The organism is Paenibacillus sp. FSL M7-0802, assembly GCF_038004945.1.
Taxonomy (GTDB): domain Bacteria; phylum Bacillota; class Bacilli; order Paenibacillales; family Paenibacillaceae; genus Paenibacillus; species Paenibacillus polymyxa_B.
In genome coordinates this window covers 1,652,223-1,676,245 of sequence record NZ_JBBOSD010000001.1, presented here as the reverse complement: position 1 = coordinate 1,676,245, position 24,023 = coordinate 1,652,223, and the positions used below count along the sequence as shown (strand labels likewise).

Annotated in this window: 12 protein-coding genes, 7 tRNA genes, 3 rRNA genes and 1 pseudogene; 19 read left to right on the top strand and 4 right to left on the bottom strand. The window is 46.0% G+C overall.

Annotated elements, in window-relative coordinates; translation table 11 throughout:
• Positions 1 to 25: 25 nt before the first annotated feature.
• On the bottom strand, positions 26 to 1,507 hold the full coding sequence (gene pdxR / locus MHB54_RS07970; RefSeq protein WP_310169223.1) for a MocR-like pyridoxine biosynthesis transcription factor PdxR: 1,482 nt from the start codon (positions 1,505 to 1,507) through the stop codon (positions 26 to 28).
• A gap of 125 nt (positions 1,508 to 1,632) precedes the next feature.
• On the opposite strand from pdxR, the gene MHB54_RS07965 reads away from it, so the two are divergent.
• The 14 genes and pseudogenes from MHB54_RS07965 to MHB54_RS07900 all read left to right on the top strand — a co-directional run bounded on the left by MHB54_RS07965 (position 1,633) and on the right by MHB54_RS07900 (position 12,372).
• Positions 1,633 to 2,418, top strand: coding sequence for a PhzF family phenazine biosynthesis protein (locus tag MHB54_RS07965; protein ID WP_310169222.1), 786 nt, complete (start codon positions 1,633 to 1,635; stop codon positions 2,416 to 2,418).
• 74 nt (positions 2,419 to 2,492) lie between these two features.
• The gene (locus MHB54_RS07960; protein ID WP_340981508.1) at positions 2,493 to 3,710 is read left to right on the top strand and encodes an MFS transporter; all 1,218 of its coding nucleotides are present in this window, start codon (positions 2,493 to 2,495) and stop codon (positions 3,708 to 3,710) included.
• A 30-nt stretch (positions 3,711 to 3,740) separates the two neighbouring features.
• Positions 3,741 to 4,577, top strand: a complete 837-nt coding sequence (gene panB, locus MHB54_RS07955; protein WP_023987235.1) for a 3-methyl-2-oxobutanoate hydroxymethyltransferase — start codon at positions 3,741 to 3,743, stop codon at positions 4,575 to 4,577.
• 634 nt (positions 4,578 to 5,211) lie between these two features.
• Positions 5,212 to 6,767 (top strand): 16S ribosomal RNA (locus MHB54_RS07950).
• Positions 6,768 to 7,162: 395 nt separating this feature from the next.
• Positions 7,163 to 10,087, top strand: a 23S ribosomal RNA gene (locus tag MHB54_RS07945).
• A 150-nt stretch (positions 10,088 to 10,237) separates the two neighbouring features.
• Positions 10,238 to 10,354, top strand: a 5S ribosomal RNA gene (gene rrf, locus MHB54_RS07940).
• The 16S, 23S and 5S rRNA genes sit together here with 7 tRNA genes alongside, the layout of an rRNA operon.
• A gap of 70 nt (positions 10,355 to 10,424) precedes the next feature.
• Positions 10,425 to 10,498 (top strand) — tRNA-Lys (locus MHB54_RS07935).
• Positions 10,499 to 10,509: 11 nt separating this feature from the next.
• A tRNA-Leu gene (locus MHB54_RS07930) sits at positions 10,510 to 10,590 on the top strand.
• 10 nt (positions 10,591 to 10,600) lie between these two features.
• Positions 10,601 to 10,675, top strand: a tRNA-Gly gene (locus tag MHB54_RS07925).
• Positions 10,676 to 10,682: 7 nt separating this feature from the next.
• Positions 10,683 to 10,759, top strand: a tRNA-Arg gene (locus MHB54_RS07920).
• A 12-nt stretch (positions 10,760 to 10,771) separates the two neighbouring features.
• Positions 10,772 to 10,851: transfer RNA gene (locus MHB54_RS07915), tRNA-Leu, on the top strand.
• A gap of 7 nt (positions 10,852 to 10,858) precedes the next feature.
• A tRNA-Pro gene (locus MHB54_RS07910) sits at positions 10,859 to 10,932 on the top strand.
• A gap of 10 nt (positions 10,933 to 10,942) precedes the next feature.
• Positions 10,943 to 11,012: transfer RNA gene (locus MHB54_RS07905), tRNA-Gly, on the top strand.
• Positions 11,013 to 11,909: 897 nt separating this feature from the next.
• Positions 11,910 to 12,372, top strand: a pseudogene (locus MHB54_RS07900) (phage tail protein).
• A 497-nt stretch (positions 12,373 to 12,869) separates the two neighbouring features.
• Here the strand turns inward: MHB54_RS07900 and MHB54_RS07895 are convergent.
• Positions 12,870 to 13,259 carry a hypothetical protein gene (locus MHB54_RS07895; RefSeq protein ID WP_023987236.1) on the bottom strand — a complete coding sequence of 130 codons (390 nt, stop codon included), beginning with the start codon at positions 13,257 to 13,259 and terminating at the stop codon, positions 12,870 to 12,872.
• Here MHB54_RS07895 and MHB54_RS07890 point away from each other — a divergent pair.
• Both MHB54_RS07890 and MHB54_RS07885 read left to right on the top strand, forming a co-directional pair.
• Positions 13,240 to 13,626 (top strand): TetR-like C-terminal domain-containing protein, encoded by a 387-nt coding sequence (locus MHB54_RS07890; RefSeq protein ID WP_226887793.1) that lies wholly within the window; start codon positions 13,240 to 13,242, stop codon positions 13,624 to 13,626. The two genes, MHB54_RS07895 and MHB54_RS07890, sit on opposite strands and share 20 nt — an antisense overlap.
• Before the next feature lie 332 nt (positions 13,627 to 13,958).
• A complete protein-coding gene (locus tag MHB54_RS07885; RefSeq protein WP_445671134.1) occupies positions 13,959 to 15,176 on the top strand; it encodes a collagen-like protein in 1,218 nt (405 codons plus the stop codon).
• A 362-nt stretch (positions 15,177 to 15,538) separates the two neighbouring features.
• Here the strand turns inward: MHB54_RS07885 and MHB54_RS07880 are convergent, their stop codons facing one another.
• On the bottom strand, positions 15,539 to 16,390 hold the full coding sequence (locus MHB54_RS07880; RefSeq protein WP_023987239.1) for an aldo/keto reductase: 852 nt from the start codon (positions 16,388 to 16,390) through the stop codon (positions 15,539 to 15,541).
• A gap of 346 nt (positions 16,391 to 16,736) precedes the next feature.
• Positions 16,737 to 17,219, bottom strand: a complete 483-nt coding sequence (locus MHB54_RS07875; protein WP_023987240.1) for a MerR family transcriptional regulator — start codon at positions 17,217 to 17,219, stop codon at positions 16,737 to 16,739.
• A 176-nt stretch (positions 17,220 to 17,395) separates the two neighbouring features.
• Here MHB54_RS07875 and MHB54_RS07870 point away from each other — a divergent pair, with 176 nt between their 5' ends.
• The 3 genes from MHB54_RS07870 to MHB54_RS07860 all read left to right on the top strand — a co-directional run bounded on the left by MHB54_RS07870 (position 17,396) and on the right by MHB54_RS07860 (position 24,012).
• On the top strand, positions 17,396 to 18,529 hold the full coding sequence (locus tag MHB54_RS07870) for an NADH-dependent flavin oxidoreductase (protein WP_254347649.1): 1,134 nt from the start codon (positions 17,396 to 17,398) through the stop codon (positions 18,527 to 18,529).
• Between the two features lie 46 nt (positions 18,530 to 18,575).
• Positions 18,576 to 19,316, top strand: coding sequence for an SDR family oxidoreductase (locus MHB54_RS07865; RefSeq protein WP_023987242.1), 741 nt, complete (start codon positions 18,576 to 18,578; stop codon positions 19,314 to 19,316).
• Positions 19,317 to 19,986: 670 nt separating this feature from the next.
• A complete protein-coding gene (locus tag MHB54_RS07860; protein WP_340981505.1) occupies positions 19,987 to 24,012 on the top strand; it encodes a DUF5695 domain-containing protein in 4,026 nt (1,341 codons plus the stop codon).
• Positions 24,013 to 24,023 lie beyond the last annotated feature (11 nt).

The window sequence follows — 24,023 nt, the reverse complement described above, 5'->3', positions numbered from 1 at the left end:
TCTTTTCGAGGCGGCCCAAGGATATTTAAAAATAAGGAGAGGAATGCGAGTTTTTTCTACTTAAAATGATACCCGCTAAAATTTCGCATAACGTCGTTATGCCTTCACGAAGCAATTCCTGACTGACGAACGAAAAACTTAATCGGATATGATGATTCTCATGTTCAACAGAGAAGCAGGAGGATCCCGGCAAAAAGGAAATTCCCTTTTTATTGGCTTCTGCTAGAACAAGATGCGATTGTACCCATTCCGGAAGGCTAAGCCATAGATTAAGTCCTCCTTGTGGCACCATCCAAGACACTTCTTTCGGGCAGCGCTCTGACAGAATTTCAAGCGCTAAATCGCGTCTTATTTTCAGTGTCGTTCTTAAGTTTTGCATATGACTTTCTACAATCGAAGGCTCGAGAAAAGGAAGCAGTATTTTTTGAGTCACCAATGGAGTACCTAAATCCGCGTTAGCTTTTGCAGCTAACAGTCGCTTGAAAATAGAACCTGAAGCCGATAAAACGCCGATCCTACAGCCGGGTGCTAATATTTTACTCAATCCTTTTAAATAAATAACATGTCCATATTCATCCATGCTTTTAATTGGAGCAGGGGGGTGCTGATCATAATAGATTTCGGCCCAAGGATCGTCTTCGATAATAAGTGTTTGTGTATTTTGCGCCATTTCCAGAAGTTTCCTTCTTCGCTTATGGCTCATTAAGACACCGGTCGGATTATGAAAATTTGGAATCGTATAAATAAGTTTAGGATGATGCTTATCAAATAATTGCTGCAAAATATCCAAACGCATTCCTTCTTGGTCGAGAGGAACGGTTAGAATCGTAACGCCTCGATTTCGGAAAATATCGATGGCTCCGGGATATGTCGGAGCTTCAAGAATCACAACGTCCCCAGGACCTACGAATGTTCGAGCAATTAAGTCAATTCCTTGCTGCGAACCGTTCGTGACCAACAAATTTTCAATTTGCGTGTAAACGCCTAGACCGCTTAAATATTGCTGCATAGCGAGCCTAAGTTGTTGATCGCCCTGAGTATGACCGTATCGCGATAAAAAGGTTCCATCTTCTTGAATCAAGTGTTCAAACGCCGTTTTCAAATGTCGGTTAGGAAGCAATTCGGGATCGACCATGGAAGAAGCCAAGTGAATTTTTTGCGGCACATGATGAAATTGAGCGAGTTGGGAGCGCGGTAAATAATCCGGAACCGACAATTGCCAGTCCTGAGTTAATGGTTCTTCGATGCAGGCAGTCTCAATATCATTGTTTTTTTTACGGACAAATGTCCCGCTGCCTTGTACGGAATAAAGAAAATTTTGCTGCTCTAATTCGCGATATGCTTTGACTACTGTTAATAAACTGACATTAAGCTGCTTGGAGAGTACTCGAACAGAAGGCAATTTTTCACCTTCCTGCAGGAAACCGGATAAAATTTGATCAATCACAGCCAGCACAATTTGCCGAGTAATTGAAATCCCATTGTTTCGCTGAATATAGATGTGCATACGAAACCACCTCAAGTGTTATATCATCTAGTTGATTGTTATACATATAAGTCCTTTATAATGTCTACATTGTTTCATCATAACATAACACTTTAAGTGTTATTAGCGAAAAAAGGAGGAGAAGGATGAGATACTATGTAGTAGATGCTTTTGCGGAAAAGGTATTCGAAGGGAACCCTGCGGGCGTATGTATTTTGGAAGAATGGCTTCCGGAAGCAACGATGCAAAGCATCGCAACCGAAAATAATCTTTCTGAAACAGCATTCGCTGTTAAAGAAGGTGAAGATTATCGGTTAAGATGGTTCACACCGGCAGCAGAGATTGAGCTATGTGGACATGGGACTTTGGCTACTGCTTTTATTCTCGCTCAGTTTTATGAGCCAAACAGCAACAGGTTTGTTTTTCATACGTTAAGCGGGATCCTGACTGTTTTGAAAAAACAAAATCTGTTTGAATTGGATTTCCCGAATCGGCTTCCGGAATCTTTTGCTTTGACTCAGGATATGGTCGATGCGCTCGGAGTCACTCCTATAGAAACCTATTTAGGTCGTGATCTGATGTTTCTATTAGAAAACGAGGATCAAGTTCGTCAGTTAACCCCGGATTTTTCGAAGCTTAAACAGCTGCCAGATGGGCTAGGGGTCAATGTGACATCTCAAGGCAGTCAGTTCGACTTTGTCTCGCGAAGCTTTTTCCCAAAACTTAATGTCAACGAAGATCCGGTATGCGGTTCGGCTCATTGTAATTTGATTCCATTCTGGGCAGGACGATTAGGGAAGAACGAATTGGTGGCTCGGCAGGCGTCCCCTAGACGAGGCACTTTGTATTGTCGTCTGGAAGGCGACAGAGTCGTGATGGGCGGTACAGCAGTTCTCTATGCTACATCTGAACTGCATCTCGATCACCTATAAAAAAGCCTGAACGGACTAAAATAGCAGTTCAGACCTTTTTTATTCGTATGTATTGAGTAAAGGAGTATCCTGAAATGAAATTGCATTATGGATGGATTGTACTATTTGCCACGTTCTTTGCGCTGTTTGCTGTCCAAGGCGTGCGATTGGCTTTTGGCGCATTTATTATTCCTTGGGAGAACGAATTTTCCCTGGACCGAAGTATGACTTCTTTGATTTCGACCGTCAGTTTTATCGTGTATGGCCTTTCTCAACCTGTTGTGGGACGACTAATCGATCGATATGGCGCGAGAATGATTGTGATAGGGAGCACGGCTTTAGTCGGAGTAAGCGTCATATTGACTGCTATGACTCAGCAATCATGGCAGTTATTTTTATTGTATGGTTTCTTTGTTTCCTTAGGCGTAGGGGGAGCTTCCAATGTAGCAGCTGCAGCAATCGTGACGAAATGGTTTACAGCTAAGCGCGGTTTTGCTTTGGGGATCGTGGAAGCGGGTTTCGGAGTCGGGCAAATGATCATGGTTCCGGGCTCTCTTTTGCTCATTCAAGTTATGGGCTGGCGAGGGACGGTTGTCGTACTGGGATTGTTTTTATTGCTTTTAGTCGTGCCGGTGGTTGTTTTTTTATTACGAAATCAACCTGCTGATAAAAATCTTTCGCCGTATGGCGGCGTCAATGAACAAGGCGATACCGTAGCTGAAAACAAAAATTCTTCCCTATGGAGTGTTTTTGCCGATTATAAGTTTTGGTTCATTATTATGCCATTCGTCATCTGCGGTTTTACAACTACGGGATTAATGGATACCCACTTGATTCCTTTCGCACATGACCATGGGTTCTCAACTCAAGTCACCGGGAGTGCGGTCAGTATCTTAGCCGCTTTTAACATTGCCGGCATCATACTGTCAGGATATTTGGCCGATCGCTGGAGCAGTCGTCGAATGCTGATTTTCTTTTATAGTGTTCGCAGTCTGTCTTTAATTCTTTTACTGGTCAGTCACGAACCGGTATTGCTGCTTATATTCGCGGCAGTATTTGGATTAGTCGATTTTGCAACAGTAGCGCCTACTCAACTGCTGGTTACCAAGCATTTCAACAGACATCGGGTAGGATTTATTATTGGATGGTTATTTTTGGGGCATCAGGTAGGTTCAGCTTTAGGGTCGTATATTCCAGGGTTACTATATTCTCATCATAACAGCTATTCCAGCGCATTTTACGCGGCTATTTTTCTTCTGGTTTTGGCCGTTATAATGACTTATCTATTACCCAAGAAAGAACTTGCTTCCTAACTTCAATACTTCATTTTCAGGAGAATATTCATGAAGCAAACCGTGGATTTTATAAACATGAAGCAGCGCGAAGAAAAAATCGTTGTGCTGACTGCCTATGATTATCCTTCTGCTAAGCACGCAGAACAGGGTAGCGTAGATATCATTTTGGTTGGCGATTCTCTCGAGATGGTGGTACTGGGTTACGATTCCACCGTCCCGGTTACGCTTGAAGATATGATTCATCATACTAAAGCAGTTAAACGAGGGGCAAAGAACACATTTATTATGGCGGACATGCCCTTTCTAAGTTATCACCTTACGGTGAAGGACACCTTAATCCATGCCGGCCAATTGGTCCAAGAAGCCGGTGCCCATGCTGTAAAACTGGAAGGAGCCGGTGAGGTTATCGAACATATTGCTGCATTGACGAGAGCCGGAATTCCTGTCTGTGCCCATTTGGGCCTGACGCCGCAGTCTGTCGGTGTCTTAGGTGGCTATAAAGTGCAGGGGAAAGATGCCCGATCTGCTCAACGTCTTCTGGAAGATGCGAGAAAGTGCGAAGCTGCCGGTGCCTTTGCTTTATTGTTGGAATGCGTGCCGAAGCAGCTGGCTGAAAAGGTTGCCAAGTCCTTGACTATACCTGTAATCGGGATCGGAGCTGGCTTGAATGTGGATGCTCAAGTTCTCGTTTACCATGATATTTTAGGCTACGGTGTTGAACGTGTGGCCAAGTTTGTGAAGTCTTATCAAAAACTAGATGCTTCTATATCAGAATCCATTCAGGCCTATGCAGCAGATGTGCGAACCAAACAATTTCCTGAAGAAATCCATTCGTTCAACATGAAGGAAGAGGAATTAAAAAGAGTTTATGGAGGCAAGGAATAAAACAAGCAGTGATTTGTGAAGGGTAACCGGTTTTGAAATTGAAAAATGAGAAGTTAAGGAACAGCAGTGCCAAACAGGCACTGCTGTTGTTAGTTTCACCTGTTCTAAAAAGTATACTTTTAGGAACGGTTCTAAATTAGTTTATTTCACGTTCCAAAATGTTTGTAAATTATTATTGGAACGTTTCAATATTAATCCCCCCTTTTGGAACTGAAAGGGGGAGGCATCATATATTAGAAATGAAGAATAGCAAATTCGAAAGTATGAGCAGTAAAGTAATAGAACTGATTTTGATAACTTGGTTATTAATTGGTGTAATTTTCATGTAGTAATCAGCAAATCTAAATGATATATTATTTATCCGGCTGTAAGATAGGCTGTGATGTAATATTTAGATGGACTTCAAAAATTCAAAGGATCACCTGTGAGGTATTATTTACCAGTAGTATGAATCGCCAAAGTATGATATATTAATATTCCGGGTGTTGATATGTCCGGAAATGCTTGATCTTTGAAAACTGAACAACGAGTGAGTAAAACGATTTTGTTCGCAAAATCAAACAAGAGATATTTTTATCTCGTCAGTTTCAAAATGAGCTTATCGCTCTTTCTATAAACCAGCTTCGGTTGGTCTTTAATGGAGAGTTTGATCCTGGCTCAGGACGAACGCTGGCGGCGTGCCTAATACATGCAAGTCGAGCGGGGTTGTTTAGAAGCTTGCTTCTAAACAACCTAGCGGCGGACGGGTGAGTAACACGTAGGCAACCTGCCCACAAGACAGGGATAACTACCGGAAACGGTAGCTAATACCCGATACATCCTTTTCCTGCATGGGAGAAGGAGGAAAGACGGAGCAATCTGTCACTTGTGGATGGGCCTGCGGCGCATTAGCTAGTTGGTGGGGTAAAGGCCTACCAAGGCGACGATGCGTAGCCGACCTGAGAGGGTGATCGGCCACACTGGGACTGAGACACGGCCCAGACTCCTACGGGAGGCAGCAGTAGGGAATCTTCCGCAATGGGCGAAAGCCTGACGGAGCAACGCCGCGTGAGTGATGAAGGTTTTCGGATCGTAAAGCTCTGTTGCCAGGGAAGAACGTCTTGTAGAGTAACTGCTACAAGAGTGACGGTACCTGAGAAGAAAGCCCCGGCTAACTACGTGCCAGCAGCCGCGGTAATACGTAGGGGGCAAGCGTTGTCCGGAATTATTGGGCGTAAAGCGCGCGCAGGCGGCTCTTTAAGTCTGGTGTTTAATCCCGAGGCTCAACTTCGGGTCGCACTGGAAACTGGGGAGCTTGAGTGCAGAAGAGGAGAGTGGAATTCCACGTGTAGCGGTGAAATGCGTAGATATGTGGAGGAACACCAGTGGCGAAGGCGACTCTCTGGGCTGTAACTGACGCTGAGGCGCGAAAGCGTGGGGAGCAAACAGGATTAGATACCCTGGTAGTCCACGCCGTAAACGATGAATGCTAGGTGTTAGGGGTTTCGATACCCTTGGTGCCGAAGTTAACACATTAAGCATTCCGCCTGGGGAGTACGGTCGCAAGACTGAAACTCAAAGGAATTGACGGGGACCCGCACAAGCAGTGGAGTATGTGGTTTAATTCGAAGCAACGCGAAGAACCTTACCAGGTCTTGACATCCCTCTGACCGGTCTAGAGATAGGCCTTTCCTTCGGGACAGAGGAGACAGGTGGTGCATGGTTGTCGTCAGCTCGTGTCGTGAGATGTTGGGTTAAGTCCCGCAACGAGCGCAACCCTTATGCTTAGTTGCCAGCAGGTCAAGCTGGGCACTCTAAGCAGACTGCCGGTGACAAACCGGAGGAAGGTGGGGATGACGTCAAATCATCATGCCCCTTATGACCTGGGCTACACACGTACTACAATGGCCGGTACAACGGGAAGCGAAATCGCGAGGTGGAGCCAATCCTAGAAAAGCCGGTCTCAGTTCGGATTGTAGGCTGCAACTCGCCTACATGAAGTCGGAATTGCTAGTAATCGCGGATCAGCATGCCGCGGTGAATACGTTCCCGGGTCTTGTACACACCGCCCGTCACACCACGAGAGTTTACAACACCCGAAGTCGGTGGGGTAACCCGCAAGGGAGCCAGCCGCCGAAGGTGGGGTAGATGATTGGGGTGAAGTCGTAACAAGGTAGCCGTATCGGAAGGTGCGGCTGGATCACCTCCTTTCTATGGAGAATCGTTTCCTGTAATGGAAACATTCAAATCAGCAGGTACATGTACCTGCGACCGGATATTCAATTCGGTTCATCACGTTTGTGTGAATGAAATGAATATCCTTAACTTACTCACTCGTTGCTCAGTTTTGAGAGCTCAAACTCTCAACATACTGCATGAATATCATCTACTCGTTTGAGTTAGACCGATATTCACACAGGCTACAGTTTCGATGAAACTGTATTGCACCTTGAAAACTGGATACCGAAACGAAATTGCGTTTTAGAATATTCCTTTAAGCTGATCTTGTGTAAACAAGTGAAATAAAGGTAGCTGCTTTGAATTTCATTCACACGTAAGTGTTGAACCGAAATTCAAAGCGAATCGTATTTACGATGTAAATACTAGGTTAAGCTACAAAGAGCACACGGAGGATGCCTAGGCGCCAGGAGCCGACGAAGGACGTGGCGAACAACGATAAGGCCTCGGGGAGCTGTAAGCAAGCTTTGATCCGGGGATGTCCGAATGGGGAAACCCGGCTGTCTTCATCGACAGTCACTTTCTGCTGAATACATAGGCAGAATAGAGGCAGACCAGGGGAACTGAAACATCTAAGTACCCTGAGGAAGAGAAAACAATAGTGATTCCGTCAGTAGCGGCGAGCGAACGCGGATTAGCCCAAACCAAGGAGCTTGCTCCTTGGGGTTGTGGGACGTCTCACATGGAGTTACAAAGGAACCGGTTAGATGAAGAGGTCTGGAAAGGCCCGCCAGAGAAGGTAAAAGCCCTGTAGTTCAAAACTTGTTCTCTCCGAGACGGATCCCGAGTAGTGCGGGGCACGTGAAACCCCGTATGAATCCGGCAGGACCATCTGCCAAGGCTAAATACTCCCTGGCGACCGATAGTGAAGCAGTACCGTGAGGGAAAGGTGAAAAGCACCCCGGAAGGGGAGTGAAATAGATCCTGAAACCGTGTGCTTACAAGAAGTCAGAGCCCGATCTATGGGTGATGGCGTGCCTTTTGTAGAATGAACCGGCGAGTTACGTTCCCGTGCAAGGTTAAGGTGAAGAGCTGAAGCCGCAGCGAAAGCGAGTCTGAATAGGGCGAATGAGTACGTGGACGTAGACCCGAAACCGGGTGATCTACCCCTGTCCAGGGTGAAGGTGCGGTAACACGCACTGGAGGCCCGAACCCACGCATGTTGAAAAATGCGGGGATGAGGTGGGGGTAGCGGAGAAATTCCAATCGAACCCGGAGATAGCTGGTTCTCCCCGAAATAGCTTTAGGGCTAGCCTCGGAAAAAAGAATCGTGGAGGTAGAGCACTGATTGGGTGCGGGGCCCGCAAGGGTTACCAAGCTCAGTCAAACTCCGAATGCCATAGATTTAGTTCCGGGAGTCAGACAGTGAGTGCTAAGATCCATTGTCGAAAGGGAAACAGCCCAGACCATCAGCTAAGGTCCCCAAGTGTGTGTTAAGTGGGAAAGGATGTGGAGTTGCACAGACAACCAGGATGTTGGCTTAGAAGCAGCCACCATTGAAAGAGTGCGTAATAGCTCACTGGTCGAGTGACTCTGCGCCGAAAATGTAACGGGGCTAAACACACCACCGAAGCTATGGCTTGATGCTTGCATCAGGGGTAGGGGAGCGTTGAATGCGGGTTGAAGGTGTACCGTAAGGAGCGCTGGACTGCATTCAAGTGAGAATGCCGGTATGAGTAACGAAAAGATCTGTGAGAATCAGATCCGCCGAAAGCCTAAGGGTTCCTGAGGAAGGTTCGTCCGCTCAGGGTAAGTCGGGACCTAAGGCGAGGCCGATAGGCGTAGTCGAAGGACAACAGGTCGAAATTCCTGTACCACCGTAATCCGTTATGAGCAATGGGGTGACGCAGTAGGGTAGTGACGCGGACTGATGGATGTCCGTCTAAGCAGTGAGGCTGGTGTGTAGGCAAATCCGCACATCGTAAGGCTGGGCTGTGATGGGGAGCGAAAATTATAGTAGCGAAGGTCATGATCTCAGACTGCCAAGAAAAGCCTCTAGCCAGGAGAAGGTGCCCGTACCGCAAACCGACACAGGTAGGCGAGAAGAGAATTCTAAGGCGCGCGGAAGAACTCTCGTTAAGGAACTCGGCAAAATGACCCCGTAACTTCGGGAGAAGGGGTGCCTCGGTAGGGTGAATAGCCCGAGGGGGCCGCAGTGAAAAGGCCCAAGCGACTGTTTAGCAAAAACACAGGTCTGTGCGAAGCCGCAAGGCGAAGTATACGGGCTGACGCCTGCCCGGTGCTGGAAGGTTAAGGGGAGTGGTAAGCCTTCGGGCGAAGCTATGAACCGAAGCCCCAGTAAACGGCGGCCGTAACTATAACGGTCCTAAGGTAGCGAAATTCCTTGTCAGGTAAATTCTGACCCGCACGAATGGCGTAACGACTTGGGCGCTGTCTCAACGAGAGATCCGGTGAAATTTTAATACCTGTGAAGATGCAGGTTACCCGCGACAAGACGGAAAGACCCCATGGAGCTTTACTGCAGCTTGATATTGAATTTGGGTACGATCTGTACAGGATAGGTGGGAGCCGTTGAACTTTGAGCGCCAGCTTGAAGGGAGGCATCCTTGGGATACCACCCTGATCGTATCTAGGTTCTAACTTGGTACCGTGATCCGGTGCGAGGACAGTGTCAGGTGGGCAGTTTGACTGGGGCGGTCGCCTCCTAAAGAGTAACGGAGGCGCCCCAAGGTTCCCTCAGAATGGTTGGAAATCATTCGAAGAGTGCAAAGGCAGAAGGGAGCTTGACTGCGAGACCTACAAGTCGAGCAGGGACGAAAGTCGGGCTTAGTGATCCGGTGGTACCGCATGGAAGGGCCATCGCTCAACGGATAAAAGCTACCCTGGGGATAACAGGCTTATCTCCCCCAAGAGTCCACATCGACGGGGAGGTTTGGCACCTCGATGTCGGCTCATCGCATCCTGGGGCTGAAGTAGGTCCCAAGGGTTGGGCTGTTCGCCCATTAAAGCGGTACGCGAGCTGGGTTCAGAACGTCGTGAGACAGTTCGGTCCCTATCTGTCGTGGGCGTAGGAAATTTGAGAGGAGCTGTCCTTAGTACGAGAGGACCGGGATGGACGTACCGCTGGTGTACCAGTTGTTCCGCCAGGAGCACCGCTGGGTAGCTATGTACGGAAGGGATAAGCGCTGAAAGCATCTAAGCGTGAAGCCCCCCTCAAGATGAGATTTCCCAATTAGTAAGACCCCTTGAAGACGACGAGGTAGATAGGTTGGGGGTGGAAGTGCAGTAATGCATGGAGCTGACCAATACTAATCGGTCGAGGGCTTATCCTAAATAAAACGCAAATAAGTTTCGGATCCAGTTTTCAGGGTGTAACCTTGAAAGTATGTACAAGTGACATACAATAAGCGCATGGCTATTCATTCACACGATAAGTGATGAACCGAATAACCGTACGGAAGAATTTACAGTGTAAATTCATGTTTGGTGGCGATAGCGGAGGGGTTCCACACGTACCCATCCCGAACACGACCGTTAAGCCCTCCAGCGCCGATGGTACTTGGACCGCAGGGTCCTGGGAGAGTAGGACGCCGCCAAGCAACCCCATAATGGGGATTTTTTTTCGCCTATCAGGCTATTGATTATACATACAAAATTAAATTTTTAGATGGGGCTATAGCTCAGTCGGTAGAGCACCTGACTTTTAATCAGGGTGTCGAAGGTTCGAGTCCTTCATGGCTCCCATTGTATTCATGCGCGTGTGGCGGAATTGGCAGACGCACTAGACTTAGGATCTAGCGTCATTGACGTGGGGGTTCAAGTCCCTCCACGCGCATCTTGTTTTTGCGGACGTGGCTCAGCGGTAGAGCATCGCCTTGCCAAGGCGAGGGTCGCGGGTTCGATTCCCGTCGTCCGCTCCACTTATTAGTCCCCTTAGCTCAGCTGGATAGAGCGTTTGACTACGAATCAAAAGGTCGGGAGTTCGAATCTCTCAGGGGACGCCATTAACTTCATAAGCCGGTGTGGCGGAATTGGCAGACGCGCGCGACTCAAAATCGTGAGGGAAACCGTGGAGGTTCGAGTCCTCTCACCGGCATCTATTTCGGGATGTAGCTCAGCTTGGTAGAGCACCTGGTTTGGGACCAGGGGGTCGTGTATTCAAATCGTGTCGTCCCGATAAATTAATGGCGGGTGTAGTTCAATTTAGAACTCCAGCCTTCCAAGCTGGTAGCGTGGGTTCGATTCCCATAACCCGCTTTATATAGATGAAAAAGAAGAGATGGCTTATTTTTATGCCATCTCTTCTTTTTACTTTTAAACTATTCCTATCCACATGACAACCAGTAGAAACTCCAAGGCAATCTCCTCCGTTCCTTTGCGTTATTAACATACATAGGCAACTTCCAGAATTCTTATTTTCTGATCTCCTCCATATACTTAAGTTTCAGTTCGCAGTTCAGTTCTTGAAGGAAATATTCGCATGCAGACAGAAAATCTCATCAGAAATTGCCCCACCTCCTGCACCCCGCAACCTAACTTTGTTATCGGCGAGAGAAGCAACCGCTCCAGATCCAGACCTTCAATCTGCTTAACTATCGGTCAATGGGCTTTGAGCGAAGCGCTGACCGAGTCATCTTCGTCTGAGAAGCAGCCAGTACACCCCGCTCTGATCCCGGACCTCGAACAGGGTCACTACTTCAACAGTTGAAGATATCCGATCCGGGTAACGAAGAAGTCGCTCGGGTGGTGCCGAGCACATAGGCTTCGTACTCATTTGGTTTACGTATGCGGGTATTCCCCTTCCATGCAGAGGGGTTTTCCAAAACAAACATGGCCTAACGGCCACCATCATGAATGAAAATGTCTTGGCTTGTGAATCTGAACCTCCTTAATGGAAGTACAGGGCACAGGCCGAGATTTTTTTGGTAGGACATACTCTGAGTCCTTAATTTCCCGACCTCAAGGAACTATAGGCAGCATCGTATTGTCTCGCTGGTCGAATATTTAAAGCGGTGTTGGTGAATACCAGTCTATGTGAACACTATTTAACAAACTAACTAACAAATCCGCCATTCAAATCTTCTCTTGAATCGATTTTGGTGAAATGTGGACTCCTGCTGTTAGGGCGTAAAGAGAGAAGAGGAGGAATAGAAATTGTCGTATCTGGTTGATTTTAAAGATGTGTCTACGGTTGGTTTAGAGTCTTCACCTGTAGCAGAAGCGCTTGCGGGTTTACGTGCTAATGAAGCCCGTTATTTTATGAATAAATACAAGTATGAATTTACGGTTGTACCCGCTAGCGAAAGCCAGGAGAGCCTTGATTATGTGAACCGAATTTTGATAGAAGAACGTGATAATGCGTTTGCGGCTAAACCTTTAGAAACGTCGCGTTTTCAAGTGGAAAATATCCAATTCACCTACGTTTTTTATGAGGATGGTCTTGCAATCAATGTCATGTATTCGGTGGATGACTCTAAAAAGCGGGCCGTTGGTTTTAAGCTTTCTGAGGGGATGGAGGTACCAAAAGAGTTAGAAGAGAAGTTTAAGTTTGCTAGGCAGGAGTCTAAACTAGCTGGAACAATCCGGGGCTTCTTTTGTAATTAAAGGACAATATTAAAGTAAGCAAAAGCGCAAACGGAGGAATCCATCCCCTTATTCTCTTTGCAAAAAAATGTGAAATCAAAGAAAGGGCTATCCCGCAAAAGGATGGCCCTTTCTTTGAAGGAATGATGAAAAGCAATTTTGATTGAGAGAATGCTAGAAATAATAGGGAAAGATACCGCTTATCATATGATTATCATACAGGAAGATCGCGGGTAGTCTCTGATAAGGAGGCTATTTTTCGAGAACTTGCCCTTCAGCCAACGTGGTGAACCATACCATAAGTAAAGACGAAAAATTTTCTTGGGGGAAGTGACCTAACAATACGATTAGCCAGAATAGTTCGATGCGAATGAAGATAACAACACTCAGTGTGGTATACATTCGTGTTGATCTCGTGTTTTAATATCCAAACTTCTATTTCATACATGTTGTTGCTAGTCTATGTCTTGCTTCGCTTTTCTCAAGTGCTTTATTAAGCGGCCCATGATCGATTCTCGGTCTCGCCTCCAATCAGTTGTTGAAGTAGTGAGACTGTTCGAGGTCGTGGATTAGTGCAGGCTGCACAGGCCGCCATCCCAGAAGTTCCTGAGTTGCAACGCTTGATCTTGGGATATCGAGCGCTGCAAGTGTACTGAGGAAGCCGAAGTGGGTGTCTGCTTCTTCACGGGAAATGCTGACTACAGGCACGTTCAGGTGTTTACCGATAACACTTGCGATGTCGCGAAATGGCACTCCTTCATCTGCGACCCCATTTAGTCGTGAACCTGCGGGCGCCTTTTTTAACGCAAGGCGGTATAGATGTGCGGCGTCAAGGCGGTGCACAGCCGGCCAGCGGTTGGTCCCCTCTTCCACATAGGCTGAGAAGCCCTTCGTTTTGGCAATGTTGATCAGTCTCGGCACAAATCCTGTGTCACCCTCACCGTGTACCGAAGGACAAAGCTCTACGATTGAACGAAAATTTCGTGTCCTAGCGGGCCTAGGCTCCTTTTTGCAGCATCCGGAATTTGCCGAAGCAGGAACAGCCGGGATTTTCGAGCCATGGGTTGTTGTGAACCGCGAGCTTATGAACCGAGCCGTCGTCCGCGGTGAAATTCCCGCTCACGCGGACATTGAGATGGCTTGTCAGGTCATTACTTCAGTGGCTTCTTTTCGCGGACTCATCCAGCGCAAACCGTTCGACAAGCCTTTCTTCACAGCGCTAATCGATGGCATTCTACTGCCTGCACTCAAAAACCCGCAAACAGCTCCAAATATTATGGACAGATGATGACCAGGCGCTTACCAGAAGAATCTACAAGGTGGATCAATCACAGAAATGATTCAACTAACGGGAAACGATATTTGAATTTAAAACAGGGAGCACACTGCCACTGTGAGGTACAAAAAGAGACCCAAATGTGATTTTGGTTGACGCAGTGAAGGATGATTAAATTTTGTAATCATACTGAAAGAGTGTTGTGGTTTGTGAAATAACAGCACCCTACTAAACACCCAATATTCTAAAAATGGTTTTTAGTCTAGCGAATAACCGGCTATTCGTCCATGCCTAAAATAAACAACTCACGTACACTAAACTATCTTTATAGGGAGGTGTCGTTGTTGAGTTGTCCGGATAAAAAAAATCGTGCAAAAAGAAAACCACAATTGTTTGCCATCCAAAAGAAAAGAAAAAAGAAACTGTTGAGTTTTCTGTATAAAAAAAAATCGTGCAAAAAGAAAACCGCAATTGTTTGCCATCCAAAAGGGAAAAAAAAGAAACGACGTCTTCTAGTTATTAAAAAAATAGTGCGGGTACCGTGTCCCCCACCTAAAGGTCAGCAATTACTTCAAGGACTTGCGGGAGCAATTGCAGAAGCAGGACCTCAAGGACTTGCAGGAGCACTTGGCCCCCAAGGATTGGCAGGACTTGCAGGAGCGATAGGAGCACTTGGTCCCGAAGGACTTGCAGGAGCACTTGGCCCCCAAGGATTGGCAGGGATTGCAGGAGCGATAGGCGCACTTGGCCCCGAAGGACTTGCAGGAGCACTTGGTCCCCAAGGACTTGCAGGGATTGCAGGAGCACTTGGGGCGCTTGGCCCTCAAGGACTTGCAGGAGCACTTGGTCCCCAAGGACTTGCAGGGATTGCAGGAGCGATAGGTGCACTTGGCCCCGAAGGACTTGCAGGAGCACTTGGCCCACAGGGACTTGCAGGGATTGCAGGAGCAATTGGCGCAGCTGGATTGGCAGGAGCAGCAGGACCAGCAGGACCAGCAGGGCCAGCGGGACCAGCAGGAGCAGCAGGACCAGCAGGACCAGCAGGGCCAGCGGGACCAGCAGGAGCAGCAGGGCTAACAGGTCCAGCAGGAGCAACAGGAGCAACAGGAGCAGCAGGAGCAGCAGGACCAGCAGGTGGAGTATTAGGCTTTGCAGATTTCTTTGCCTTGATGCCTCCTGATAATGCAGCAACTGTTGCTCCCGACACGGACGTGAGTTTTCCGCAAGATGGTCCAATCAGTGGGACTGCAATTACCCGTATAAATGCGAGTTCTTTTAACTTGGCTACAATTGGCACTTATCAGGTTTTGTTTCAGGTAGGTGTAAACGAACCGGGTCAACTCATTTTAACACTCAACGGCGCTGACCTGGCTTATACGGTGGTCGGGCGTGCAACAGGTACTTCTCAAATAGTAGGAATGGCTCTTGTACAAACAACGGTCATTAATTCAGTACTCACAGTGCGAAATCCTGCTGGCAATGCCGCGGCACTCACGATCACTCCATTAGCTGGAGGAACAAGACCAGTTTCCGCGCACCTTGTTATTACGCAGGTTGCATAGAGGGAAAGAAATGCAGTATTTTTCGATAATAATGCCAATATCAAATAGAGGCCGCCCTCAATATTTCTGCGGTGCAATAATTTGGTACGGTGACATTGTGCTCCTACGACATAAATGTATTGCTTTGTAGCGATCACCGCCGACAGGGGCGTTTCTCCAGACATCTGTGATGGGGGACGTCCCTTCTTTGATAAATGTATTAAACTAACGGGGAACGATAGTTCAATAAATACATTGATACCGCAAACGAAAAAGAGGAGTAGATTTCCTTAGGGCATCTACTCCATACTTCTAACGGTTATTGTTAAATTGTTGGTTCTTTTGGCGTAATCAAAACCTACGGGTGATCTTTTGAAAGAGGGTTAGATATCGAGTTTACGGCTACCGATCCATTTCACCATGTCAGGATCGCGATGTGAAAAGAACAGGCTCTGTTTCGTATCTAACGTAGTAATCGACTCCATATCCTCTTGGCTTAACTCAAAGTCAAAGATATCGAAGTTTTCGATAATTCTTTCTTTACGAACGGACTTTGGAATCACAACAACTTCTCTTTGTGTCAACCAGCGTAAAACCACCTGAGCAACGGATTTATTATACTTTTCAGCTATGGCTGCCAATATCTCATGCTGGAACAAGTTATTTTTCCCTTCAGCAAAAGGCGCCCAGGATTCGATCTGAACGTTATTCTCTTTCATGAATTTTGCATTTTCAATTTGCTGATTGAATGGGTGCGTTTCAACCTGGTTTACGGCAGGAACTACTTCATTATGAATAATCAAATCGATCAGGCGATCCTCATGGAAGTTACTAACGCCGATTGCACGGACCTTTCCTTCACGATACAATTCCTCCATAGCGCGCCAAGAACCAAACACATCTCCATATGGCTGGTGAATTAAATACAAATCCAAATAATCCAACTGCAATCTTTCCAGTGATTTTTCAAATGCCTTTTTTGTACGCTCATAACCAGTATCCTGAACCCAAAGTTTCGTAGTGATAAATAACTCCTCTCTTGTCACGCCACTTCGATTAATCGCTCTGCCAACTGCTTCTTCATTTAAATAAGAGGCAGCGGTATCTATCAACCGATAGCCTGCCATAATAGCGTCATAAACGCTTTGTTCACATTCATTTGCATCTTGGATCTGATAAACACCAAAACCGAGTATGGGCATCTCAACCCCATTGTTCAAAGTTACTTTTTGCATATAAAATCCTCCAGTATTTTTAATTATTATGTGTAAATCAACTACAATCCATATTCATAACAGACACCCACTTCACATCCTTATTATGCACCAGATGACAAAGCGATCGTTATCCCGTTCGTGCCAAATGTTTGCCTAATCCTCTCACTACCACCTACAACTTAATTTAATTCGGGGTTCAACTAACGGAAAACGATAGTTGAATTTAGAACAGGGAGCACACTGCCGCGGCAAATGCTCCCTCTTTCATTGAAGTAACAGGCAGATTGGTGCAATATCCGTCAAAATTAAATACACAAAAAAATTGACTTCGAGTGTACTCGAAGCCGTAGACTATCTTCTAAGATCAAGCATGAACTTTTGACGCTGATTTGATATGTTCCGGTATATCGTACTTTTCTCCACATTCTGGGTTATTGTTAACTGGATTCCAGGTATCGTCTAATTGACCAGCCAAAACACTTTCGTAGTAAGCCTTCTTCTCTTTTATGTGCATTAATTGAAGGTTGTACTCATGGATCTTCGCTTCTAGTTCTTTTTCTTGTTTTACAACAAGCTCAGCCCTTTCAGGAATCGTCTCATCACCTTGCAAACACATAGCAATGTAATGTTTGACTTCTGAAATCGGCAATCCTGAAATACGAAAGCAATGCACCATTCGCAACCAATCCAGATCATGTTCAGAGAATAAGCGATTGTTTCTGCCGTCTCTCGAAACGAAAGGTATTAATTGTTGGTCATCATAGTAACGGATCGTATGTTTTGTAAGGCCAGTTATTTCAGATACATCTTTTACCGTATATTTTGGTTCATGTAATGTCTGATTCAAAATTTCGAACCTCCTTGCTATTGACTTCGAGTTACTCGAATACTTTATGATGTTATTGTACCAATGTTGTGAGCGCTCATCAACTGGTAATCTCCTCTGGGAATGCGAATAAATGCTTTAACTTAAGACAACAATTACTACAGTTTATAAATGAATAACTAGAAAGAGGTTAGAAAATGAACGCAAAATATAACAAACTATTTGAATCCTTTACACTCAAAAATGGAATCGACCTTAGAAATCGAGTCATTATGGCTCCTATGACAACTTGGGCCAGTAATGAAGATTACACGATTTCAGATGAAGAAGTAAATTATTATAAAAAAAGAGTGAACGGTGTAGGTTTGGTTATAACAGGCTGTACGCATGTCCAACCAAACGGTATAGGTTTTACGCATGAATTTGCAGGCTATGACGATACCTTTATTCCAAGTTTACGAAAATTAGCCGATGCGGCGAAAAGTGGAGGAGCTCCTGCGGTACTTCAAGTTTTCCACGCAGGCAACAAAGCACTTCCGACCTTAACTCCAAATGGAGATGTGGTAAGTTCCAGTGCTGTACAGACTGAAGCTACGGCATTTGCTCCTTCCGTTTTACCGAGAGCACTTTCACATGATGAGATCATGGAAGTAATTCGTGCATTTGGAGAAACAACAAGACGAGCCATTGAAGCAGGATTTGATGGTGTTGAAATTCATGGTGCACATGGATTTTTGCTGCAAAACTTCTTTTCTCCATTCTTCAACAGACGTGAGGATCAATGGGGAGGTTCTTTAGAAAATCGCTTGCGTTTTCCGTTGGCGGTTGTTCAAGAAATGAAAAATGTGATTCGAAAATTTGCAACAAAACCGTTTATATTGGGTTACAGGCTTTCTCCTGATGAACCAATTGAAGGTGGTCTGCGAATGAAAGATACCTATACATTAATTGATCACCTGATTGAAGAAGGTGTTGATTATGTGCATGCTTCACTCGTAAATGCGCTCTCGTTAAAGCCGTTCGATAGTCAGGATGAAAAAACATATCTTGAATTAATTGTAGAGCATGTAAATGGCAGATTGCCTGTAATGGCAGCTGGTGCTATGGACACTCCGGATGACGTTGTAACGGCTTTAGATAAGGGGCTGTCCTTAGCGGCTATTGGTCATACGTTAATCATGAATCCAGACTGGGTAGAAAAGGTTCAAAGTGGACAAGAGTCTGAAATCCAAACAGCGATAAAGGCTTCAAAAGTTAGTGAGCTTGAACTTCCGGAAAAACTTTGGGGTGTCATCCAAGCTTCAGGTCCATGGTTTCATATCGAAGAATAACATTTTTATTGTTATCACGTTTTCATCAAGAAAGGATGTGAATTATATGTCAAATATTCAAGATAAGGTTGTCATTATTACAGGTGCCTCAAGTGGAATTGGAGAAGCGACTGCAAAAGAACTTGCCTCTAAAGGTGCGAAGCTGGTACTGGCCGCTCGTCGTGAAGCTCGTTTGCAAAAGCTGCAAGAAGCAATTCAAAATAATGGCGGGCAAGCTGTTTATAAAGTGACGGATGTTTCCTCACATGAGCAGATGGAAGAGTTAGCGGATTATGCGCTTAAAGAGTTTGGAAAAATAGACGTAATGGTCAATAATGCAGGAGTCATGCCGTTATCCCCTGTTCATGAAAAGAAAATCAAAGTATGGGATTTGATGGTGGATGTTAACATAAAGGGTGTACTTTATGGTATTGCTGCCGTTCTTCCAACCATGAGAGAAAGAAGAGAAGGGCATATCATTAACGTTTCCTCTATAGCAGGGCACTTAGTATTCCCTGCTAGTTCAGTTTATAGTGGTACAAAGTTTGCTGTGCGTGCCATTACAGAAGGCCTTCGTAGAGAAGAGTGTATCAACAATATTCGAACGACTATTGTCTCGCCAGGATCGATTGATACAGAATTAACAGCAGCAATTTCAAACTCAGAGTTAAAAACAGCAATTAATGAGGATATGAGAATTGCTATCGAGCCTTCTAACATTGCTCGTGCCATAGCATTTGCAATTGAACAGCCAGCCGATGTAGCAATTAATGAGATGATTATTCGTCCAACAATTCAAGAACTATAAAAATAGAAAAATAATGAGATATGTTGATACTGCCCTAAAAATAGATTTTGGGGCAGTATTTATATTTGTACGGTTTACATGCCCCTTGCTATTGCTATGGGATAGATATGATTTGTTAGCTCTATAAAATGGGGGTTGACCAATACAAAGCATACCATTGGAATCAGCCCAGTTTATAGATGCTTTCAGCAGATTTTCCCCATACCCTATCCCCAAAATTCTTTACATACGCAGACTCCAAATTCTACTTTAGGAGCGAAACTATCTTAATAAATACCCTCGCATCTGAAAACCCAACGTATCGATTCCCCACTACAGCAGCTCAAAATAAATTCTCGATTTTATAGTGTCCGTTTGTATGATTTGTTCAAACCCCGATGTATCTAAAAATGCCTCCTTGCTCTCTATCTAAATTTCTTTCTCTCCATCATCTGTAATCTTAATTCAGATAAATCTGTCGTAGCTTGGTTGATTGCCGATCTAACAGTATCCCTCTATTAGGTTGAAATCCTATATAAATCGGTTGAAAATGTTGATTTTACCAATGGACAAGGATTTGTACAATAGAGTTGTAACGCTTACATTTCCAAGGAGGTTGCGGCGAAATGAAGAGACTTCAGGTGATTGGCAAGCAAATCAGGACCCCGAGATCCAAAAGGAGGCCGTGTTGATGAAATTTAAGGGAATATTGGCGGCATTTTTGTTTTTAACCACAGCGTCTGTGTTGTTTGGGACGCATACGGCAGAGGCCCATGAACTATCCAATGACAAGCTGACGATTCAGACAGGTGAGCACGGTGAAATTTCATCCATACGTATCAAGGGAGATGCTTTCCCGACAGAGTACGTGATGAACGCAACGGTTACACCTGAGCAGAACACCGCAGATCATCAGTGGCTAGGGGAGCTGATGTTCACGTACCGCTTGGATGGAGGCAGCTGGACGAAGGCATGGACGAACAAGTCGGCAGACGCACGTAAGATCACAACCAGTGGTAACCGTGTCACTGTCACGTACGAGAATTCTACTAACGCAGAAGGCATACGCAATTTTAAAGTCATTGAAACGTATTCGGCAGAGTCGAATGGTTCGGTGCTGTGGAATATACAGGTGCAGAATACAAGTGGAAAAAAATTGGAGATTGGTGATTTCGGTTTGCCTCTGCCTTTTAATGAGCAGTGGACCAACGGTGATGCGATCTACGAAACTAGAGTGGTGACGCATTCCTTTGTCGGCAATAACAGCTCCTATATTACAGCTGGGCGTCCCAGCGGCATTGGTTCTTCCCTGCTGCTGATTCCTGATTCCACAACAGGTGCGGGCTTTGAATATCAGGATCACTGGCGGGATGAGGAGCATCCAGGCAGCAAATGGGCCTGGAATCCAGCCAACGAAGGCAAATGGCTGGAAGGACTCAATGTATTTTATATTCATTCCAATGTCATCAAGTCCACGAATCGGGGGTATTTGCCCAATACAAGCCTGATCCTGAATCCTGGTCAAAGCAAAAACTATGGTTTCAAGTTTCTGGCGGTGAAGGACGAGCATGATGTAAAAGATACGTTGTACCAAGAAAACTTGGTGGATACAACAGTCGTACCCGGCATGATCGTGCCTACGAATCAAAAAGCGAAGGTGGACCTGCGCTCCAAGCAGGCGATCAGCAAAGTAACCTATCCAGACGGAACCGTTATTCCGCAGACAGATAGCAAGGCCGGAGGACATTACATTTATGAACTGAAATTTACTAAGCTGGGTCCGAACTTCATAACGGTAGAATACGGCAACGGCAACAAAACGGTGTTACAGTTCTATGCCATCGAGCCGATTGATCAGGCGTTGCAACGGCATGCTACATTTATGGTCGACAAAACCCAATGGAATGTACCGGGTGATCTGCGCGACAAGGTATTTGATGATTGGATGATGCATACCAAATCCAAACGCAACATTTTTAACGGCTATTGGGGTTGGGGAGACGATTGGGGTCTGACCCACGGACAGTTCCTGGCTGAGAAAAACACACTGTCTCCAGTCGCCAAAGAGGTGCGGGCAGTAGACGATTATTTGGAGACGGCGATCTGGACAAATCTGATGAACGGACATCATGAGGATTATTTAATTCATGATTTCTTGATGCCAGAGCCTAACGATACACCGACCTATCGAGGGTATGCGTATCCGCACGTATACAACACGTATTTCAGCATGTACAAGATTGCCAAGGAATACCCGGATCTTGTCACTTACAAGCATCCAAAGGAAACCTATTTGCTGCGGGCGTATAACATTTTCAAAGCATTGTATGAAGGGCCAGTCGCGTACAACTGGGAAACAGGTTTGATGGGCGAACTGACCACACCGGATATTATTCAGGCACTTCATGATGAAGGCTATGATGATGAAGCGAATGATCTCAAGGAAAAAATGGATCGTAAATATAACAATTTTAAAAATACAAAGTATCCTTACGGTTCTGAATATAGCTATGACAATACAGGGGAAGAGGCTGTATATACGTTAGCCAAGCAGAATATAGATACAGAGGGCGAGCAAAGTAAAGCCCTGGAAATGATGAGTAAAATTAATGCCAAAACCCGTGCGGCACGCGGTCATATGCCCGTATGGTACTACTACACCGACCCGGTGACGATTACCGGGGAGAACTGGTTTAACTTCCAGTACACGACTTCGCTTGCCGGATATGCGATGGATGACTGGATTCGCCATCATGAGGACAATCACCGTGAGGAACAACAGCGGTTGTCCTATGCAGCTAAAATTGCCAATGTTGGAGCGATTAACTCCGGGCAAATCAGCTCCGACCCTGAAAACATCGGGGCGGTCGCATGGACGTATCAAGCGGAAAAAGGCAATAACGGCACGAACGGCACTGGCGGCGGTAAAAATGTTCCGCTCTTTAACGGCTGGCGCGGCATGAGCGGTGAGGCTGATCTCGGATTGTTCGGTGCGCTCAAAACATTAAGTGCTGATATCGCGATTGATCCTATTTTTGGATTGACGGGCTACGGTGCAGAGGTGAGCAAAAGCGGCAACGTGTATACGATCAAGCCACTGGACGGCCTGTTCAAGCGGGTCAATCTGATCACGGAAAAGCTGTATATCGAGCTGGAAAAGGACCAATATACAGAAGCCAAGTTGGCAACATCCAAGGATTATGTATGGTTCCAACTGAAAAATCAAACGCCGGGCCAAGCCCATTCCACGTACGTTACATTTGACGGTTTGAAGAAAGGAACGTATCTGGTTAAAGTGGGCGGTCAATCGCAAGGAAAGTTTAATGCGTATGCGACCACCAACAAACTTAAATTGGAGATTGGCACAGCATCCTCCTATACGATAGAGCTGACACCGACCACACCTGATCCGAACAAAGCACCTATCGTGGATGCTGGCAAAGATTCGAAGGTAAAGCTGCCGGATCAGATCATTCTGAAAGGCACGGCTACGGATGATGGACTTCCACAAGGTAAGGTGACGAGCGAGTGGAGTCTGGTCGAAGGACCACAGGACGCGAAGGTCACATTCAGTAACAAAACATCGCTGCGCACGAAGGTGGACGTTTCCGAGCCAGGAACGTATGTGTTCAAGCTGACAGCCAGCGATTCTCAGTTGTCAGCTGAGGCTAAAGTAACGGTGGTAGCTGAAGCGGCGGCTCCGTTACTTGAACAGCTTGCAGTTTACAAGTTTGATGAAACAAGCGGTTCTGTAGTTGCGGATTCATCGGACAGTGGCAATGATGCTGCCGTGAAGGGAACGGCTGCATGGGCTGCGGGTAAAACAGGCAATGCTGTCAGCCTGAACGGCAAGGACAGCTATGTGCAGCTTCCGGCGGGTATTGTCAGTCGGACACAGCAATTGACTGTATCCGGCTGGGTCAAAGCGAACAGCCTGAGCGATTATGTGCGGATTTTTGATTTCGGCTCCGGGACGAATGAATATATGTTCCTGACGCCTAAAGCAGGAAACACCATGCTGTTTGCCATTACCAACCAAGGCAACGGGCAGGGACAGGAGCAGACGATTGAAGGCCCTGTACTGCCGACAGGCGTATGGAAGCATGTTGCGGTCACGCTTTCGGGTTCCACAGGTATTTTATACGTGGATGGAAAAGAAGTGGGACGCAATACCAATCTGACCTTGAATCCTACCAGTCTGGGTCAGACCAAAAATAATTTCATCGGCAAATCTCAGTACCCTGATCCGTACTTCAATGGTCTGGTGGATGAATTCCGTATCTACAGCCGTGCTTTGAATGCAACCGAGGTGGCAGGACTGGCCTCTGGTACAGCACAAAACCTAACGGGAGCCGAGAAAATCACGGCTTTAAAAGAAGTAAACGTGACGACTCGTGCAGGTGAAAAACCCGAACTGCCAAGCGTCGTGGAAGCTACGTATGGAGAAGGCTCCACCAAATGGGTGGCTGTGGAATGGGAGGATATAGACCCTGCACAATATGCTGCTCCAGGTTCGTTTGAGTTGAAGGGTAAAGTAGAAGGGACAGAGTTAAAGGCAATTGCGAAGGTAACTGTGATTGAGGCTGGGGCTGCGGATTCATCGGTAACACCGGTTAGTCCGGAGAATTCAGTAACCTCGTCAACTACGACACCCTCGGTAACATCTGCCTTACCGCTTCGGCCTATTAGCTCCGCTAAATCAGCGGGGGTATCCTGAATGGGAGGCAA

Coding starts and splice junctions, on each gene's coding strand:
- MHB54_RS07965 (WP_310169222.1), top strand. CDS start 1,633: ATGAGATACTATGTAGTAGATGCTTTTGCGGAAAAGGTATTCGAAGGG.
- MHB54_RS07860 (WP_340981505.1), top strand. CDS start 19,987: ATGAAATTTAAGGGAATATTGGCGGCATTTTTGTTTTTAACCACAGCG.
- MHB54_RS07890 (WP_226887793.1), top strand. CDS start 13,240: ATGTTGATCAGTCTCGGCACAAATCCTGTGTCACCCTCACCGTGTACC.
- MHB54_RS07880 (WP_023987239.1), bottom strand. CDS start 16,390: ATGCAAAAAGTAACTTTGAACAATGGGGTTGAGATGCCCATACTCGGT.
- MHB54_RS07870 (WP_254347649.1), top strand. CDS start 17,396: ATGAACGCAAAATATAACAAACTATTTGAATCCTTTACACTCAAAAAT.
- pdxR (WP_310169223.1), bottom strand. CDS start 1,507: ATGCACATCTATATTCAGCGAAACAATGGGATTTCAATTACTCGGCAA.
- MHB54_RS07865 (WP_023987242.1), top strand. CDS start 18,576: ATGTCAAATATTCAAGATAAGGTTGTCATTATTACAGGTGCCTCAAGT.
- panB (WP_023987235.1), top strand. CDS start 3,741: ATGAAGCAAACCGTGGATTTTATAAACATGAAGCAGCGCGAAGAAAAA.
- MHB54_RS07960 (WP_340981508.1), top strand. CDS start 2,493: ATGAAATTGCATTATGGATGGATTGTACTATTTGCCACGTTCTTTGCG.